Raw genomic sequence first — 15,998 nt, 5'->3', positions numbered from 1 at the left:
TGGTCGACCTCGATCGATCGTCGGCCGGCGGCGCCGATCGTCGCCCGGCACGGCGGCCCCGGCGACGCGCGCGGCTCAGCCTTCCCAGTAGACCTGCAGCTTGCGGTCGGCTTCGAGCTTGGCCAGCAACTCGCCGTAGCGCTTTTCGATCTCGTTCCGGCGCACCTTCATCGTCGGCGTCATCAGGCCGTTGTCGATGGTCCAGGTGTCCTTGGTGACGACGATCTTGGCGATTTCCTCGTGCGGCTCGAGGGTTTCGTTGACCGCCTTCATGGTCGAGACCAGACCGGCTTCGAGCTCGGCCTTCGGCAGCTTGCGGGCATCGGCGTTCAGCGACAGCACCAGCATCGGCTGGAACAGGCCGGCGCCGACCAGGCACATCTGTTCGACGTGCGTGTTGATGCCGAACTTGCCTTCGACCGGCGCCGGCGACACGTACTTGCCCTTCAGCGTCTTGAAGATTTCCTTCACGCGGCCGGTGATGAACAGGTAGCCGTCGGCGTCGATGTGGCCCTTGTCGCCGGTGCGCAGCCAGCCATCGGCGGTGAACAACTCGGCGGTCTTTTCCGGGTCCTTGTAGTAGCCCGGCGTGTTGCCCGGATGCTTGCACTGGATCTCGCCGTCCTCGGCGATGCGGATGCCGGAATCGACGAACGGCTTGCCGATCGACCCGACCTTGTTCTTGCCCGGCAGGTTCAAGCTCGCGTAGATCGAGTTCTCGGTCATGCCGTAGCCCTGGAACAGCTCGATGCCGAGCTTGCCGAACCAGTCCATCACCGGCTTCGGCAGCGGGGCCGCGCCAGAGACGCGCAGCCAGCTGCGATCCAGCCCGAGACCCTTGCGGATCTTCTTCTTGACCAGCCCGGAGACGATCGGAATGCCCAGCAGGCGGTCGATCTTGGCCTGCGGCAGTTTCTTGAGAATTCCGGCCTGAATCCGCGTGTAGACCAGCGGCACGCCATAAAAGCGAGTCGGGCGCACGGCGGCCAGGGTTTCCGGCAGCTTCTCCAGCTCTTCGAGAAAGTGCACCTGGGCCGGCAGGTACAGGCTCGCCGTTTCCACGGCGCCGCGCTCGAAGGCATGCGCCAGCGGCAGGTACGACATGAAGTGCTCGCCGCTGGCGATCGCCGGCTGGTCGCGCAGCATGCCGGCAACGGTGAAGGTCAGGTTCTTCGCCGTGATGATCACGCCCTTCGGATTGCCGGTGGTGCCGGAGGTGTAGATCAGGCTCCAGATGTCATCCGGTCCGCGCTCGACCGGCTTCGGCAGCGGCGCATGCTTCGCGACCAGCTCGTCCCAGTGGTGGTCGTACGCGGCAACGCCCGGATAAGGCAGGGAAATCTTGACCACGTCGGCCGGCAGCGCCTTGATGAAGCCGGCCACGTCCGGCATCGGGCCGATGAACGCGACCTTGATGCCGGCGTGCTCCGAAATGAAGCGCACGGCGTCTTCCGACTGCTTCGGATACAGGCCGACCCCGATCAGGCCGGCGATGCCGCACGCGAAATCGGCCATGAACCAGTGCGCGTTGTTCATGCCGGTCATGGCCACGGCGCTGCCCTTCGGCAGGTTCATCGCCACCAGCGCGGCGGCCATCCGCTGTGCCTGTTCGGCGACTTCGGCCCAGGTCCAGGTTCTCCAGACGCCTTTCACCGGCTGATGCAGATACGGCGCGTTCGGGGTTTCGGCGGCGCGCTTCAGCAGCTGCTGGACCGGATTCGGCAACTCGGACATGGAGATCTCGCGGGGTTGGGCTACAGTTGTGCGCGAATGCTATTGACGCAGCACGGGGATGTCCAACGGCGCCGCGGGCCGGTGATCGGAAGAAGCCCGGCCGGCCGGACGCGAAAAGTGCGGCATCAATCAAAAAAAGAACACCTCATTTCGGCGGCATCCGCGTTGCGAGGCGTGAAAATCACAAAATCAAGGTTCCGGCGCTGTCGCTCGGCAGTGACCGGGATCATCGGCCGAACCTCGGCCATTTCTCAGGGGAAGTCATGAAGAAGCTGTTGCTCGCCGTGCTGCTCGCCGGCGTGTTGGGCGTGGTCGCCGTGCTCGCCTACCTGTTGCTGAAGCCGACCCGCGTCGAACCGGTCGCGTGGACCCCGCCGGTGGCTCCGGCGCTGGAAGGCCCGTATGCGCCGAACGAAATCCTGAAGGACGTGCAGCGGTTGGCGGTCGGCGTCGGCATCGGCCCGGAAGGTGTCGCGGTGGATGCCGAGGGCAATGTCTACGCCGGCTACGAGGATGGCCGCGTGATCCGGCTGTCCGCCGACGGCACGCGCTATGTCGAACTGGCGAACACCGGCGGCCGTCCGCTCGGCCTCAAGGCCGGCGCCGACGGCAGCGTGCTGGTCGCCGATCCGGTCAAGGGCCTGCTGCGCATCACCGCGGCCGGCGCGATCGAATCGCTGAGCACGGCCGCCGATGGCACGGCACTCGGCTTCACCGACGACCTCGACGCGGCCGATGGCGACGGCGCCACGTATTTCAGCGACGCCTCGGTCAAGTTTCCCTATCCGGGCTATCTGTTCGACGTGCTCGAGCATGGCGCCAATGGCCGCGTGGTCCGGCACGATGCGGCGACCAACGCGTCGACCGTCGTCGCCAAGGACCTTTACTTCGCCAATGGCGTCGCGGTCGGCCCGAACGGCGACTGGCTGCTGGTGGCCGAGACCTCCGCCTATCGCATCACGAGGATCTGGCTCAAAGGCGACAAGGCCGGCACCCGCGAAGTGTTCGCCGACAACCTGCCGGGCTTTCCGGACAACCTGAGCTTCAATGGTCGCGATCGCATCTGGGTCGCGCTGCCCGGTGTCCGCGATGCGCGGCTCGACGGCCTCGCGCAGCAGCCGTTGCTGCGCAAGATCATGGCGCGGCTGCCCGGACGGCTGCAGGGGAAGATCCAGAACACGCCACCGAAGCGCGGCTTCGTGCTCGGCTTCGATCTCGACGGCAAGCTGATCGCGAACCTTCAGTACGGTGCCGCCGACGCCTTCGCGCCGATCATGAGCGTGGAAGAGCACGGCCCCTGGCTTTACTTCGGCTCGCTGAGCGAACCGGCAATCGGCCGCCTGCCGCTGAACCGCGTGATCCCGACGGCGGATGCACCACCGGCGGGCTGGGAACAGGCACCGGGCGTGCCGATGCGCGTCGAACGCGCGAACTGAGTCGGGCGGGACGCAGCCTGCGGCGCCCGCACCCGGCGGTCGCCGCAGGCCCGCGCACGGCGCGACGATCGGCTTTCCTGTTCATCGATTGCATCATCGGGCCGATGACACCGTTCGTAGGCGCAGGGCCGGACGCGCGCTGCACTTCGGCAGACTGCGCGTCCGCCGTTTCGAGCCGCTGCTGCACATTGCGCTCACACATCGCAGCGCAGCATTGCAATTGTCCGGACAGGTCCGTATATTTGGCGCCGTAGGACCCCGGCAACGAGGTTTGACGCAGTTCCACAGGCAGCAAGCGGCATCGGCGCGATGCCCCGGCGACCCGCCGGCACGCGCTGACCGATAAACACACGGCAAAAAAGCCGAACGACAACCGCACTGCAATCGGCTGTCGAATGCGATAGGAGGGGATCATGCAGAAGAATCATCCCGGTCCGGGAGGCATTTCCGTTCGTCCCGCGTTTCTGGCCCGTCGTGCGCCGGTCGCCGCGTTCGCCGCCGCCATTGCCCTGATGGCCGCCGCTCCGGCGCAAGCCGCACAGTTCGAGATCGGCGAGGTCAAGGGCAACTTCGACACGACGCTGTCGTACGGTGCGCTGTTCCGTGCCGAGAACCCGAATGAAAAGCTGATCGGCATCGCCAACGGCGGCCGGGCCCGCACGGTCAACGGCGATGACGGCAATCTGAACTACAAGGCCGGCGACTTGGTGTTCTCGACGTTCAAGGCCACGCATGATCTGGAACTGAACTGGCAGAACTTCGGCGTGTTCGTTCGTGGCACCGAGTTCTTCGATCTCCAGGTCGCGCACGAGCTGGAAAACTTCGGTCCGCGTGGCCGTGACCGCCTGCAGACCAACTACGAATTCCTCGACGCCTTCGTTTCCGGACGGTTCAACGTTTTCGGCAATCGCAGCACCGGCGTCCGCGTCGGTTTCCAGGTCATCAACTGGGGCGAGTCGACGTTCATCCAGAACGGCATCAACATCATCAATCCGGTGGACGTGTCGAAGCTGCGTTCGCCGAACGCCGAACTGCGCGAAGCGCTGATTCCGAGCCCGGTGTTCCAGATCTCGCAGGAACTGACCGATTCGCTGTCGTTCGAGGGTTATGTCCAGGCCCGCTTCGACAACATCCTGATCGACCCGCGCGGCTCGTTCTTCTCGACTTCCGACATCGCCAGCGATGACGGTGACCGCGCCGTCGTGTCGTTCGGTCGCCGCTCGGATGACCGCGCGCCGCTGACCAACCCGATTCCGATCACCACCGGTGCCCCTCCGGGCTCGCCGCCGGGCACGCCGGGCGCGGCCGGCCAGGGCGCGCAGGCGCTGCTCGGTCCGTTCGATCCGGCCGCCAGCGTCTACGTGCCGCGCAACCCGGACCGCAGCCCGAACGGCGCCGGCCAGTTCGGCCTTGCCACCCGCTATCTCGCGAACTGGCTCGGCTCGACCGAATTCGGCGCGTACTACATCCGTTACCACAGCCGTCTGCCGCTGGTGTCCGCGCTCAAGACCACGTTCCCGACCAATGGCTCGGGCACGACCAGTGGCCTGACGCCGACGCCGATCGGCCCGGCCATCGGCCAGAACGGCAGCGCCCGCTACTTCATCGAATACCCGAAGAACATCGACCTGATCGGCCTGTCGTTCAACACGCAGGGCCCGGCCGGCATCGCGTTCCAGGGCGAGTACACCTACCGTCCGGACCTGCCGGTGCAGCGTGCCGCGACCGAACTGGTGCTGGCCGCGCTGAACCTGCCGTCGAACTTCTCGCCGAACCCGGCGGGCATCGCGGCCGGGTCCGAGATCCGCGGCTTCCGGCGGGTCAAGGCGCACCAGTTCCAGACCACGGCCTCGACGGTGGTGCCGCAGTTCCTCGGGGGCGACCAACTGGTGCTGCTCGGCGAGGTCGGCTACAACTTCCTCGAACTGCCGTCGAACATCCTGTTCGAAGCGCCGGGGACCTCGCTGCCGGCACTCGCGGCGGCGGCATCGGCCTCGGGCGGCTCGACCCAGCCGGGCGGCTATGCCACGAAGCACTCCTGGGGTTACCGCACGCTGGCCCGCGTCGACTACCTGAGCGTGATCAACTCGATCAACATCTCGCCGCGTCTGGCGTTCTCGCATGACGTGAAGGGTGTCGGTCCGAACTTCAACGAAGGGGTGCAGGCGCTGTCGTTCGGCATCAACTTCAATTACCAGCAGAACACGCAGGTCGACCTGAGCTACACCTCGTTCTTCGGCGGCCGCGATTACTGCGGTGCCGACAACCGGACGAACCCGGCACTCGCCGGAACCAACGGCCTCGCAGCCGGTCAGCGTGCCGACTACTGCACGTCCGCCAACCCGAACAAGGACCGCGACTTCGTCGCCCTGTCCCTGAGCTACGCGTTCTGAAGACCGCCCTCGGTCTGGAGATCTACATGAATCATCGAATCACTACGTCTGTCATCGCTTTCACGTTCGGTGCGCTGACCTCGCTGGCAGCCACGGCGCAGGATGCTTCGCAGCTCGGCAAATCGCTGACGCCGCTCGGTGCCGAGAAGGCCGCCAACTCGGCAGGCACGATCCCGGCATGGGATGGCGCGGTGCCGGCCAAGCCTGCCGGTTTCAAGCCGGGCATCCTGTATCCGGACCCGTTTGCCGGCGACAAGCCGCTGTTCACGGTCACCGCGGCCGACGTCGAGAAGTACAAGGACAACCTGACGCCCGGTCAGGTCGCGATGTTCAAGAAATTTCCGGACTACAAGCTGAACGTCTACCCGACGCATCGTTCGGCGGTGTTTCCGAAGGGCTACTACGACGAAACGCTGGCCAATCCGGGCAAGGCGAAGCTGTCGCCCGGCGGCAATGGCGTCATCGGCACCACCGGTGGCCTGCCGTTCCCGATTCCGGCGAACGGCCTCGAAGCGATCTGGAACCAGCTGACCCGCTACCGGGGCGAGACCTATCGCACCGACAACGTGCAGGTCGCCGTCACCCGGACCGGCGACTACACGCCGGTGCGCTTCCAGAACGAAGTGGATTTCCAGTTCGCTTCGCTGAACAAGAAGCCGGCCGAGCGCACCGACAACCTGCTGTTCTATTTCGTGCAGCGCATCGTCGCGCCGGCGCGTCTGGCCGGTCAGGTGCTGCTGGTGCACGAGCCGCTGGATCAGACCAAGGTGCCGCGTTCGGCCTGGACCTACAACCCGGGCCAGCGTCGCGTGCGTCAGGCGCCGAACGTCGCCTATGACAACCCGGGCACGGCGGCCGATGGCCTGCGCACCAACGACGACTTCGGTCTCTACAACGGCGCGACCGATCGCTACGACTTCACGCTGGTCGGCAAGAAGGAAATCTTCGTGCCGTACAACAGCTACAAGCTGTCGAGCGGCGTCAACCTGACCGACCTGATCAAGCCGGGCCACATCAATCAGGACTTCGCGCGCTACGAACTGCACCGCGTCTGGGTGGTCGATGCGAAGCTGAAGAAGGGCACGTCGCACCTCTACGCCCGCCGCACCTTCTACCTCGACGAGGATTCCTGGGCGGCGCTGCTGATCGACAAGTACGACGGTCGCGGCGAGCTGTACCGCACCGCCGAACAGCACTCGATCACGCTGTACGACGTGCCGATGTTCTTCGGCACCGTCGAGCTGCATTACGACCTGCAGTCGGGCCGTTATCTGGCGCTGAGCGTGCGTTCCGGCGATGACAAGATGCACGAACCGGCCAAGCTCACGGCGGCCGACTTCACCCCCGCAAGCCTGCGCGAAGCCGGCGTCCGCTGACGCCAGCGCCTGAAACAAGCGCCTGACGCGAAGCGGTTGCGTGATCCGGAAGACGGGGGTCGACATCGGTCGACCCTCGTCTTTCTTTTTTGAAGCCTTCCAAACCGAACTGGAGACCGCCTCGATGCGATCTGCCGCCCCCTTGCTGAATCCCTTGCGCTGGCGTCTCGCCGCCGCGCTGCTGCTGGTGCCGCTGCTGAACGGCAATGCGGCCACGGCCGCCGAATCGGTCCCTGCCGCGGCGGCATCCGTCGCTGGCCCGGTCTCGTCGAAGACGATGTCGCGCCTGTTGCTGACCGATGTCGCACGCGCTGGACAGCGGCTCGTCGCCGTTGGCGAACAGGGCTACATCGTCTATTCCGATGACAGCGGCCAGAACTGGATCCGCGCCGCGAACCCGCGCCGGACGATGCTGACCAGCGTCCGTTTCGTCGATGCCATGCACGGCTGGATCGTGGGCCATGACGGCCTGATCCTCGCGACGAGCGACGGCGGCAGCACCTGGGCCGAACAGCGGTTCGCCCCGGACGACGAGAAGCCGCTGCTCGGCATCTGGTTCAAGGATGCGATGACCGGCATCGCCGTCGGCGCCTACGGCCTGTATCTGGAGACTGCGGATGGCGGCAAGCACTGGAACGAGCGCGAAATCCTGCTCGACCTGCTCGGGGACGACGGCGCCGATCGCCACCTGAACGCGATTGCCGCCGTCGGCGGCGATCGTCTGGTGATCGCGGGCGAGGCCGGCACCGTGCTGACCTCCACCGACGGCGGCGCCACATGGACCGCACCCACCGCGCCGTACCAGGGCTCGTACTTCGGCGTCATCGCGCTTCAAGGTCAGGCCATGCTGCTGTATGGCCTGCGCGGTCAGGCGTTCCGATCCGAAGACGGCGGGGCTACGTGGACGGCTGCGGCAGGCGCCGGACCGGTGACCTTGCTCGGCGGCAGCGCGCAGGACGACGGCACGGTGCTGCTGGTCGGTGCGGCCGGCAGCGTTCGCGTCAGCCATGACGGCGGACGCACGTTCGAGGCGAAGGTCGCCGACAACCCGTCGGCCTTCTCCACCGCGCTGCTGCTCGACGCCGGCCGCGCGCTGGTCGTCGGCGAAGCCGGTCCCCGCGTCCTGACCCTGGCCCCGGCCGCGAACGGAGCACAGCCATGAGCGAGATCCGCAACCCGAAGGTACCGCGCATTGCCGGGCCGCTCGGCGGCTTCATCGAAGCGCTGTCGAACCTGCTGTTCAACAACCGGCCGCTGATGCTGGTGCTGTTCGCGCTGACCACCGTGTTTCTGGCCTGGTCGGCGAGCGGGCTCAAGGTCGATGCCGGGTTCAAGAAGATGATCCCGCTGACCCACCCGTACATGAAGACGTTCACCGATTACGAGGCGACGTTCGGCGGCGCCAATCGCGTGATCGTGGCGCTGATGCGGGAGCCTGGCGCGGCCGGGGCCGACAACACGATCTTCGATCAGGCGTTCATGGCCAAGCTCAAGGCCGCGACCGACGATCTGTTCTACATCAAGGGCGTCGACCGCCCGACGGTGCAGTCGCTGTTCACGCCGAACGTGCGCTTCATCGAAGTCACCGAGCAGGGCTTCGCCGGCGGCAACGTCATCCCGGCGACGTTCCAGGGCTCGCCGGAAGATCTGGAAACGGTGCGCCGCAACGTGCAGAAGGCCGGCCTCGTCGGCCGTCTGGTCTCGAACGATCTGCGTGGTGCGCTGATCCGCACCGACCTGCTCGACATCGATCCGGAAACCGGCGCCAAGCTCGACTATCCACGAGTCGCGGCGGATCTCGAAGCACTGCGCGAGAAGTACCAGAAGGACGGCGTCACCGTCCACATCATCGGCTTCGCGAAAGCGGTCGGTGACATCTCCGCCGGCGCCAAGGGCGTGATCGCGTTCTTCGGCATCGCGTTCGTGATCACGGCCCTGCTGCTGCTCTGGTACACGAAGTCCGCGAAGCTGACCGGTGTCGCGCTGGTCTGTGCGCTGCTGCCGGTGCTGTGGCTGCTCGGCAGCCTGCCGCTGGCCGGTTACGGCATTGATCCGCTGTCGATCCTCGTGCCGTTCCTGATCTTCTCGATCGGCTGCAGTCATGCAGTGCAGATGACCAATGCCTGGAAGGACGCGATTGCCGATGGCCTGAACCCGGTCGATGCCTCGCGCTCGGCATTCGCGCAGCTGTTCATTCCCGGAACGCTGGCGCTGGTGACCAACGCGCTCGGCTTCCTCGTGATCATGCTGATCGAGATCGACATCGTCCGCGAGCTCGGCATCACCGCCACACTCGGCGTGACGCTGATGATCGTCACCAACAAGATGGTGCTGCCGATCCTGCTGACCTACCTGCGGATCACCCCGGAAACCATCGCCGCGAAGCAGAAGCAGGAGCAGGGGTTCGAGCCGATCTGGCGCGCCTGCTCGAAGTTCGCCGAGCGTCGGGTCGGCATCTGGGCGATTGCCGGTGCCGTGGTGCTGCTGATCATCGGTGCCGGTCTGGCGCGCGGGCAGAAGGTCGGTGATCTCGGTTCCGGCCTGCCGGAACTGCTGCCGGATTCGCGCTACAACCGCGACAACGCGGTGATCACCGACAACTTCAAGATCGGCGTCGACATCATCTCGATCGTCGTGCAGACCAAGGACATCGACGGCGCCTGCACCGACCACCGCGTGATGGACGCGATGGATGCCTTCGAATGGCGGATGAAGAACGTCGACGGCATCGGCAGCGCGATCTCGCTGCCGGGGCTGGCCAAGGTGGTCAATGCCGGCTTCAACGAAGGCAACCTGCGCTGGCGCGTGCTGGCGCGCAATCGCGACGTGCTGGCGCAGGCGGTGACGCCGATCGATACCGGCACCGGCCTGCTGAATTCCGACTGCTCGGCGATGCAGATGCTGTTCTTCACCAGCGATCATCAGGGCGAGACGCTGGCCCACATCGTCCAGTCGGTGAAGGACTGGAACACCGAGTTCCACGCCCCGGACAGCGAGTTCAAGGAAATCGCGCCGAACGTCGAGTTCAAGCTCGCGTCGGGCAATGCCGGTGTCATGGCGGCGACCAACGAAGCGGTGGAAGAGGCCGACAAGCAGGAACTGGCGGCGATCTTCGGCGCCATCACCCTGATGTGCCTGCTGACCTTCCGCTCGTTCGGCGCCACCCTGTGCATCATCCTGCCGCTGGCGCTGGTGTCGCTGCTGAACAACGCGCTGATGGCGGTGCTCGGCATCGGGCTGAAGGTGTCGACCCTGCCGGTGATCGCGCTCGGCGTCGGCGTCGGTGTCGACTACGGCATCTACCTGTACGACCGCATCGAGGTGCACCTGCACCACGGCAAGTCGCTGGTCGAGTCGTTCTTCATCGCGCTGAAGGAACGCGGCACGGCGGCTGCCTTCACCGCCGTGACGATGAGCCTCGGCGTGGCCACGTGGGCGTTCTCGGCGCTGAAGTTCCAGGCCGACATGGGCCTGCTGCTGAGCTTCATGTTCCTGGTCAACATGCTCGGTGCGCTGATCCTGCTGCCATCGCTGCTGGCGTTCTTCCTGAAGGTGAAGAAGCCGGCATGAGCATCGCTCCGGGCCCGGCTGCGGCCGGGTCCGGAGATTCGATGGCGATGGCCGTCACGATCCGGCGCGTTGGCGGATAATCCCGGCCCGCGCTCTGGTTGCCGACGATGCCTGACACCTCCGGTTTTGCTGCCATCCTGCGGGATCAGGGCTTTGTCCTGGTCCCCGGCGAGCGCATGCAGCGCGCGTTCGTCACCGGTGGCTGCCTGACCGATTGGCCGACGTTTGCCGACAGCTGGAACGATCTGGCGCTCGATCAGTGGATGGCCGATGGTGGCCGCTATCGCCGCCGCCGCCATGCCGTGTTCACGGTCACGGCGGGCGGGGCGATCACGCGCGAGCCGCATCAGCCGCACTTTCAGGGGCTGGAGTACAACCCGCTGAACGGCGGCGTGGCACGCTGGTTCGAACCGGTGCTGGATGCGGTCGCCACCGGCGACAGCCTGACCACGATCCTGCGCTGGTGCGCCGCCCTGTTCGGACGCCTGTCACCGCAGGCCGTGCGCTGGAAGGTCGAGGTCCACCAGTTCCGGATCGAGGCCGGGCCGGACATGGTCGGCCAGCCGACGCCGGAAGGCGCGCATCGCGATGGTGTCGATCACGTGCTGGTGCTGATGATCCGCCGTCACAACATCGCGCAGGGCACCACCACGATTCACGACGACGACGGCCGCCTGCTCGGCAGTTTCACCCTCGCTCAGCCGTTCGATGCCGCGCTGGTCGATGACAGCCGGGTGCGGCACGGCGTGACGCCGGTCGAAGCGCTCGATCCGACCCAGCCGGCCTACCGCGATGTGCTGGTGGTGACGTTCAAGGTATTACCGACGACGTGAGCGCTGCGACTGGCCCTCCATGGCCGGTCGCATAACGGTGTCGAGCAGGACTTCGTGCTGAAAGAGCGCCCTGCCATCCATGGCGAGATGGTTTCCGCGTTCGGCGACTACCGGCACGGCCCTCCATGGCCGGTCGCATGATCCTTTCGAGCGATGCTCGAAAGGATCATGCCCAAGCCGTTTCGTCCTTGACCACGACCATGAAGCCGTCGGCGATCTGGGCCAGCGCGTTGGCGTGCACCTGCGCGGCGGGAATCGTTTCGCCGTTCGGGCCGGGCAGGTCGCGCGTGGCGCAGGCATCGGCAACGACGGTCGGCCGGAAGCCACGATCGAACGCCGAGCGCGCGGTCGACGAGATGCACATGTGGGTCATCGCGCCGGCGAGGATCACTTCGGTACGGCCGGTCGCCTTCAGCGCGTCTTCGAGCCCGGTGGCGGTGAAGCAGTTCGGATAGCTCTTCTCGATCACGGTTTCGCCGGGAATCGGCGCAACGTCGTCGATCAGTGCGAAGGCCTTGCTGGTCGGATCGAAGATCGGGGCGCCGGGGCCGGTCTTGTGCTGGAAGTGGAAGACCGGCACGCCGCTGGCGCGGGCCTTCGCGAGCAGGGCCTTGGTGTGCGTCAGCGCACGGTCAAGCTCGGCCAGCGGCAGCGCGCCGGTCTGATATTCGTTCTGCAGATCGATCACCAGCAGTGCGGACTTGTCCCACGGCGACGGGGTGTTCGGGGCGCCAGCAATCTGGCCCAGCGTGAGCGGTGCGGTCATGGTTTTGGATTCTCCTCGGATGATCAGACGGACGACGTGCGATGAGTCTGCATGATCGGCGGCGGCCGGGCTGCGCGCCGAATAAAAAAACGGCTGTTCGACGGGGTTGCCGTCGAACAGCCGGGAGTCCTTCGGAGTGCAGGCCCGCTGGGGAAACGGGCGGCCCTCGGTCAGGGTTTTCGTCAGGCGTCCGCGTCGGTGAACTGCGGGATGGCCAGGCCTTCGTCGAAGAACGTCATCGAGACCGAATTCAGGCAGTAGCGCAGGCCGCTGGGACGCGGGCCATCGTTGAACACGTGGCCGAGATGGCCGTCGCAGCGCTTGCAGCGGATCTCGGTCCGGATCATGCCGTAGCTGTAGTCCGAGATATTGCGGATGTGGTCCGGGTCGGCGGCTTCGAAGAAGCTCGGCCAGCCGGTGCCGGAATCGAACTTCGCGGTCGAGCGGAACAGCGGCAGGCCGCACAGGCGGCAGGCATAGGTGCCGGTCTTCTTGTTGTCGAGGAAGTGGCCGCAGAACGCGCGCTCGGTGCCGTGATCCAGCAACACGCGGCGTTCTTCGGTGCTCAGACTCTGCGCCAGTTCCTTCTTCAGCGCGTCGCTGATCGGGCGGATGTCGTAGCCGCTGCGGGATTCGGCGGCAGCAGTGCTGACTTCGATCACGTCGGACTTGCTGACGGGCTTGTTCATGGGTTGGCTCCGGGTGAAGAGGTTCATTTGCGCACGTACTCCGCAAACTTGACCTCGAGTTTCTCGACTTTCGGCAACGCGACCCCGGCAATGTACGGCTGGCCGGGATTGCGGATGGCGTAATCCTGATGGTACTTCTCGGCCGGGTAGAACACGTCGAGCGGGTTCAGCGCGGTCACGATCGGGCTGCGGAACACCTTCGCGGCATCGAGCAGGGCGATGTAGTGGGCCGCCACCTGCCGTTCTTCCTCGCTGCGATAGAAGATCGCGGACCGGTACTGGCGGCCGCGGTCATTGCCCTGCCGATCGAGCGTCGTCGGGTCGTGGGCGACCGAGAACAGCACCTTCAGCAAGCGCGAGTAGCCGATGACGGCCGGGTCGTAGACGATCTTGACGACCTCCGCGTGGTTGGTGCAGCCGGTGCAGACCGCCTCGTAGTTCGCGGTGTCGGCGGTGCCGCCGGCATAGCCGGAAATCACGTCGAGCACGCCGTCCAGGCGCTCGAACACCGCTTCCACGCACCAGAAGCAGCCGGCGGCGAACACCGCTTCCTGCAGGCCGGTGTCGGTGACGGGGAGTTCCAGTTCCGGATCGGGGAATCCGGAGTGATCGTGATTGCGACTGGCGGTCGGAAGGTCGCAGGTGATGTTCATTCTTGCCTCGCTGACGGGGGGCGGTGGAGCGGCACGGAGGGGGCGTGCGAACAGCGACTGGAGGGGCCTGAACATGGCCGCAAGGATCGGGCAGCGGTCCGGCAAGCGTCTGTATCGACCCGTTCCCTTTTTATGACCGATCCATCATGGGCCTGCTCGGAGCCACCCGACGAGGCGCCGCGATTCAGGCCGCCTTCGCGCTGCCGGCGTCGTGGCCCGACTTGCGCTGGATGAATTCGATCTTGTAGCCATCCGGGTCCTCGACGAACGCGATCACCGTGGTGCCGTGCTTCATCGGCCCGGCTTCGCGCGTGACCTTGCCGCCGCGCGCCTTGACCAGCTCGCAGGCCTTGTAGGCGTCCGGGACTTCGAGCGCGACATGGCCATAGGCTGTGCCCAGCTCGTAGCTCGCGGTATCCCAGTTGTGGGTCAGTTCCAGCTCGGCACCGAGCTGTTCGCCGTCGACGCGGTCCTCGGCGCCGAGAAAGGCCAGCGTGAAGCGGCCTTCCGGATAGTCGCGGCGGGACACGAGCTTCAGGCCGAGCACGTCGGTGTAGAACTGGATCGAACGATCGAGCTGGGTGACGCGCAGCATCGTGTGCAGGATTTTCATCGGGACAGCTCCGAAAGGTGGGGGTTCGCCGAGGCCGCGCCGGGCGGCCGGTGGACCGGGCAGGGCGTCATGGTACCGTCCGGGTATCGCGGTGGCGTCGCGGCGGCTGCATCGTAGATGGGGCTGGCGGCGGCCGGTTCAACCAGCGCTGCCGCCCGCGCCGCAGCCACCTGCAACCCCGTTCCCGCATTCCGGAGACCTGCATGTCCGCACCGATTCGTGCCTACGCCGCCACCGCTGCCGGCGCCCCGCTGATCCCGTTCGAGTACGACCCCGGCCCGCTGGGCGCCGAACAGGTCGAGATCGCGGTCGAGCATTGCGGCATCTGCCACTCGGATCTGTCGATGATCGACAACGAGTGGGGCCGCAGCCGCTTTCCGATCGTGCCCGGGCACGAGGTCGTCGGCACCATCGCCGCGATGGGGGATGCGGTGAAGGGCCTCAGCCTCGGCCAGCGGGTCGGCCTCGGCTGGCTCGCCGGCAGTTGCCTGCACTGCCACAACTGCCTGTCGGGCGACCACAACTTCTGCGCCACGGCCCAGCCGACGATCGTCGGACGCCACGGCGGCTTTGCCGATCGCGTTCGGGCGAACTGGGTCTGGGCCGTGCCGCTGCCGGACGGCATCGACGCCACCAGCGCCGGGCCGCTGTTCTGCGGCGGCATCACCGTGTTCAACCCGATCGTGCAGTTCGGCATCCAGCCGACGGACCGCGTCGGCGTGGTCGGCATCGGCGGCCTCGGCCATCTCGCGATCCAGTTCCTGCGCGCCTGGGGCTGCGAAGTCACCGCGTTCACCACCAGCGAGGCGAAGCGCGACGAAGCGATGCGGCTCGGCGCCCACCACGTCATCGCCACCGGCGATCCGGCCGCGCTGGCCACGCGTGCGAACAGCTTCGAATTCATTCTGGTGACGATCAACGCCGAGCAGGACTGGGCGGCCTATCTCGCCACCCTGGCGCCGCGTGGCCGCATCCATTTCGTCGGCGCGGTGCTGGCGCCGATCGCCGCCCGGCCGCAGTTGCTGCTGGCGAACCAGAAATCGATGTCCGGCTCGCCGCTCGGCAGTCCGGCGACGACGGCGACCATGCTGCGCTTCGCGGCGCGGCACGGCATCAAGCCGCAGGTCGAGCTGTTCCCGATGTCCGAGGTCAACGCGGCGATCGATCACCTGCGGGCCGGCAAGGCGCGTTATCGGGTGATCCTGACGCGCGATTGAGTCGCGAGGTGCCGGCGGCCGGCGCTCGGGCGGCGTCGCGGCCTTGACTTCGTGCTGCAACCTCGCACGAACATGATCGCGGCTTGCGCATAGCCCAGCGAAGTCGGCTAAAGTCAAGACCATGATGCCCTCGATCCTGAAGCTCGATATTGGTGGTATGCCGGTCGGCTGGATTCGTTGGCAAACTGCCGCGACGCTGTACGCACGCGACTGCGTGCGCTGGGAAACCGGGGCCGAGCGCTTCACCATCCGGGGCGGCATCAACGCCCGCACCGGCCGCGCATCCGAGCTGCAGATCGGCTCGATCATCGCGGTCGCGGATCGGTCCCGACGGCACAACGGCGGCAATGCGCCGCTGTTGACCAACCGCACCTTGTTCCAGCGCGATCGCAACCTGTGCCTGTACTGCGGCCGGCAGTTTTCGCCGAACGACCTGACCCGCGACCACATCATCCCGGCCTCCCGCGGCGGATTGACCGTCTGGGAGAACTGCGTGACCGCGTGTCGCGTCTGCAACCAGCACAAGGATGACCGTACGCCCGACGAAGCCGGCATGAAGCTGCTGGCGGTGCCGTACATCCCGAATCTGGCGCAGTACCTGATCCTGTCGAACCGCAAGATCCTCGCGGACCAGATGGAATTCCTGCTGGCCTACGCCCGCAAGAAGGTCGCCTGACGCTGGACTGAACGGCGCCTCGCCGCGCGGCCGGATTCGGCC

Annotated in this window: 13 protein-coding genes; 8 read left to right on the top strand and 5 right to left on the bottom strand. The window is 66.3% G+C overall.

Going from position 1 to position 15,998, the window contains the following annotated elements:
* Positions 1-75: 75 nt before the first annotated feature.
* Entirely contained in the window at positions 76-1,734 is a 1,659-nt protein-coding gene (locus QZ951_RS11985; protein ID WP_293000896.1) for an AMP-binding protein, read from the bottom strand.
* Between the two features lie 263 nt (positions 1,735-1,997).
* Here QZ951_RS11985 and QZ951_RS11980 point away from each other — a divergent pair, with 263 nt between their 5' ends.
* From QZ951_RS11980 to QZ951_RS11955, 6 genes are all read left to right on the top strand, one after another.
* Positions 1,998-3,170, top strand: a complete 1,173-nt coding sequence (locus QZ951_RS11980) for an SMP-30/gluconolactonase/LRE family protein (RefSeq protein WP_293000895.1) — start codon at positions 1,998-2,000, stop codon at positions 3,168-3,170.
* A 413-nt stretch (positions 3,171-3,583) separates the two neighbouring features.
* Complete coding sequence (locus QZ951_RS11975; RefSeq protein WP_293000894.1) at positions 3,584-5,563, top strand: DUF1302 domain-containing protein; 1,980 nt, start codon at positions 3,584-3,586, stop codon at positions 5,561-5,563.
* Positions 5,564-5,589: 26 nt separating this feature from the next.
* Positions 5,590-6,939, top strand: a complete 1,350-nt coding sequence (locus tag QZ951_RS11970) for a DUF1329 domain-containing protein (protein ID WP_293000893.1) — start codon at positions 5,590-5,592, stop codon at positions 6,937-6,939.
* 124 nt (positions 6,940-7,063) lie between these two features.
* Entirely contained in the window at positions 7,064-8,101 is a 1,038-nt protein-coding gene (locus tag QZ951_RS11965; RefSeq protein WP_293000892.1) for a YCF48-related protein, read from the top strand.
* Positions 8,098-10,509, top strand: coding sequence for an MMPL family transporter (locus QZ951_RS11960; protein ID WP_293000890.1), 2,412 nt, complete (start codon positions 8,098-8,100; stop codon positions 10,507-10,509). Before QZ951_RS11965 ends, QZ951_RS11960 begins: the two co-directional genes overlap by 4 nt.
* A gap of 176 nt (positions 10,510-10,685) precedes the next feature.
* Entirely contained in the window at positions 10,686-11,342 is a 657-nt protein-coding gene (locus QZ951_RS11955) for a 2OG-Fe dioxygenase family protein (RefSeq protein WP_366943912.1), read from the top strand.
* 166 nt (positions 11,343-11,508) lie between these two features.
* Here QZ951_RS11955 and QZ951_RS11950 read toward each other — a convergent pair whose 3' ends face one another.
* The 4 genes from QZ951_RS11950 to gloA form a co-directional block, all read right to left on the bottom strand.
* Positions 11,509-12,108 (bottom strand): cysteine hydrolase family protein, encoded by a 600-nt coding sequence (locus QZ951_RS11950; protein ID WP_293000886.1) that lies wholly within the window; start codon positions 12,106-12,108, stop codon positions 11,509-11,511.
* Between the two features lie 182 nt (positions 12,109-12,290).
* Positions 12,291-12,797, bottom strand: coding sequence for a peptide-methionine (R)-S-oxide reductase MsrB (gene msrB, locus QZ951_RS11945; protein WP_293000884.1), 507 nt, complete (start codon positions 12,795-12,797; stop codon positions 12,291-12,293).
* Positions 12,798-12,820: 23 nt separating this feature from the next.
* Positions 12,821-13,450 (bottom strand): peptide-methionine (S)-S-oxide reductase MsrA, encoded by a 630-nt coding sequence (gene msrA, locus QZ951_RS11940; RefSeq protein WP_293000882.1) that lies wholly within the window; start codon positions 13,448-13,450, stop codon positions 12,821-12,823.
* Positions 13,451-13,634: 184 nt separating this feature from the next.
* Positions 13,635-14,063: a lactoylglutathione lyase gene (gloA, locus tag QZ951_RS11935; RefSeq protein ID WP_293000880.1), complete on the bottom strand. Its 429-nt coding sequence runs from the start codon at positions 14,061-14,063 to the stop codon at positions 13,635-13,637.
* Between the two features lie 203 nt (positions 14,064-14,266).
* On the opposite strand from gloA, the gene QZ951_RS11930 reads away from it, so the two are divergent.
* Both QZ951_RS11930 and QZ951_RS11925 read left to right on the top strand, forming a co-directional pair.
* Entirely contained in the window at positions 14,267-15,280 is a 1,014-nt protein-coding gene (locus QZ951_RS11930) for an NAD(P)-dependent alcohol dehydrogenase (protein ID WP_293000878.1), read from the top strand.
* Between the two features lie 121 nt (positions 15,281-15,401).
* Positions 15,402-15,956, top strand: coding sequence for an HNH endonuclease (locus tag QZ951_RS11925; RefSeq protein WP_293000876.1), 555 nt, complete (start codon positions 15,402-15,404; stop codon positions 15,954-15,956).
* The last annotated feature ends 42 nt before the right edge of the window (positions 15,957-15,998 follow it).

The sequence above is a fragment of the Nevskia sp. genome (genome assembly GCF_021732705.1).
In the GTDB taxonomy this organism is placed as follows: domain Bacteria; phylum Pseudomonadota; class Gammaproteobacteria; order Nevskiales; family Nevskiaceae; genus Nevskia.
This window is presented reverse-complemented; position numbering and strand designations above follow the sequence as displayed.

What these genes read in the sequence shown, in the direction of transcription:
- QZ951_RS11985 (WP_293000896.1), bottom strand. Translation starts at nt 1,734, where the DNA reads ATGTCCGAGTTGCCGAATCCGGTCCAGCAGCTGCTGAAGCGCGCCGCC.
- QZ951_RS11980 (WP_293000895.1), top strand. Translation starts at nt 1,998, where the DNA reads ATGAAGAAGCTGTTGCTCGCCGTGCTGCTCGCCGGCGTGTTGGGCGTG.
- QZ951_RS11975 (WP_293000894.1), top strand. Translation starts at nt 3,584, where the DNA reads ATGCAGAAGAATCATCCCGGTCCGGGAGGCATTTCCGTTCGTCCCGCG.
- QZ951_RS11970 (WP_293000893.1), top strand. Translation starts at nt 5,590, where the DNA reads ATGAATCATCGAATCACTACGTCTGTCATCGCTTTCACGTTCGGTGCG.
- QZ951_RS11965 (WP_293000892.1), top strand. Translation starts at nt 7,064, where the DNA reads ATGCGATCTGCCGCCCCCTTGCTGAATCCCTTGCGCTGGCGTCTCGCC.
- QZ951_RS11960 (WP_293000890.1), top strand. Translation starts at nt 8,098, where the DNA reads ATGAGCGAGATCCGCAACCCGAAGGTACCGCGCATTGCCGGGCCGCTC.
- QZ951_RS11955 (WP_366943912.1), top strand. Translation starts at nt 10,686, where the DNA reads ATGCAGCGCGCGTTCGTCACCGGTGGCTGCCTGACCGATTGGCCGACG.
- QZ951_RS11950 (WP_293000886.1), bottom strand. Translation starts at nt 12,108, where the DNA reads ATGACCGCACCGCTCACGCTGGGCCAGATTGCTGGCGCCCCGAACACC.
- msrB (WP_293000884.1), bottom strand. Translation starts at nt 12,797, where the DNA reads ATGAACAAGCCCGTCAGCAAGTCCGACGTGATCGAAGTCAGCACTGCT.
- msrA (WP_293000882.1), bottom strand. Translation starts at nt 13,450, where the DNA reads ATGAACATCACCTGCGACCTTCCGACCGCCAGTCGCAATCACGATCAC.
- gloA (WP_293000880.1), bottom strand. Translation starts at nt 14,063, where the DNA reads ATGAAAATCCTGCACACGATGCTGCGCGTCACCCAGCTCGATCGTTCG.
- QZ951_RS11930 (WP_293000878.1), top strand. Translation starts at nt 14,267, where the DNA reads ATGTCCGCACCGATTCGTGCCTACGCCGCCACCGCTGCCGGCGCCCCG.
- QZ951_RS11925 (WP_293000876.1), top strand. Translation starts at nt 15,402, where the DNA reads ATGATGCCCTCGATCCTGAAGCTCGATATTGGTGGTATGCCGGTCGGC.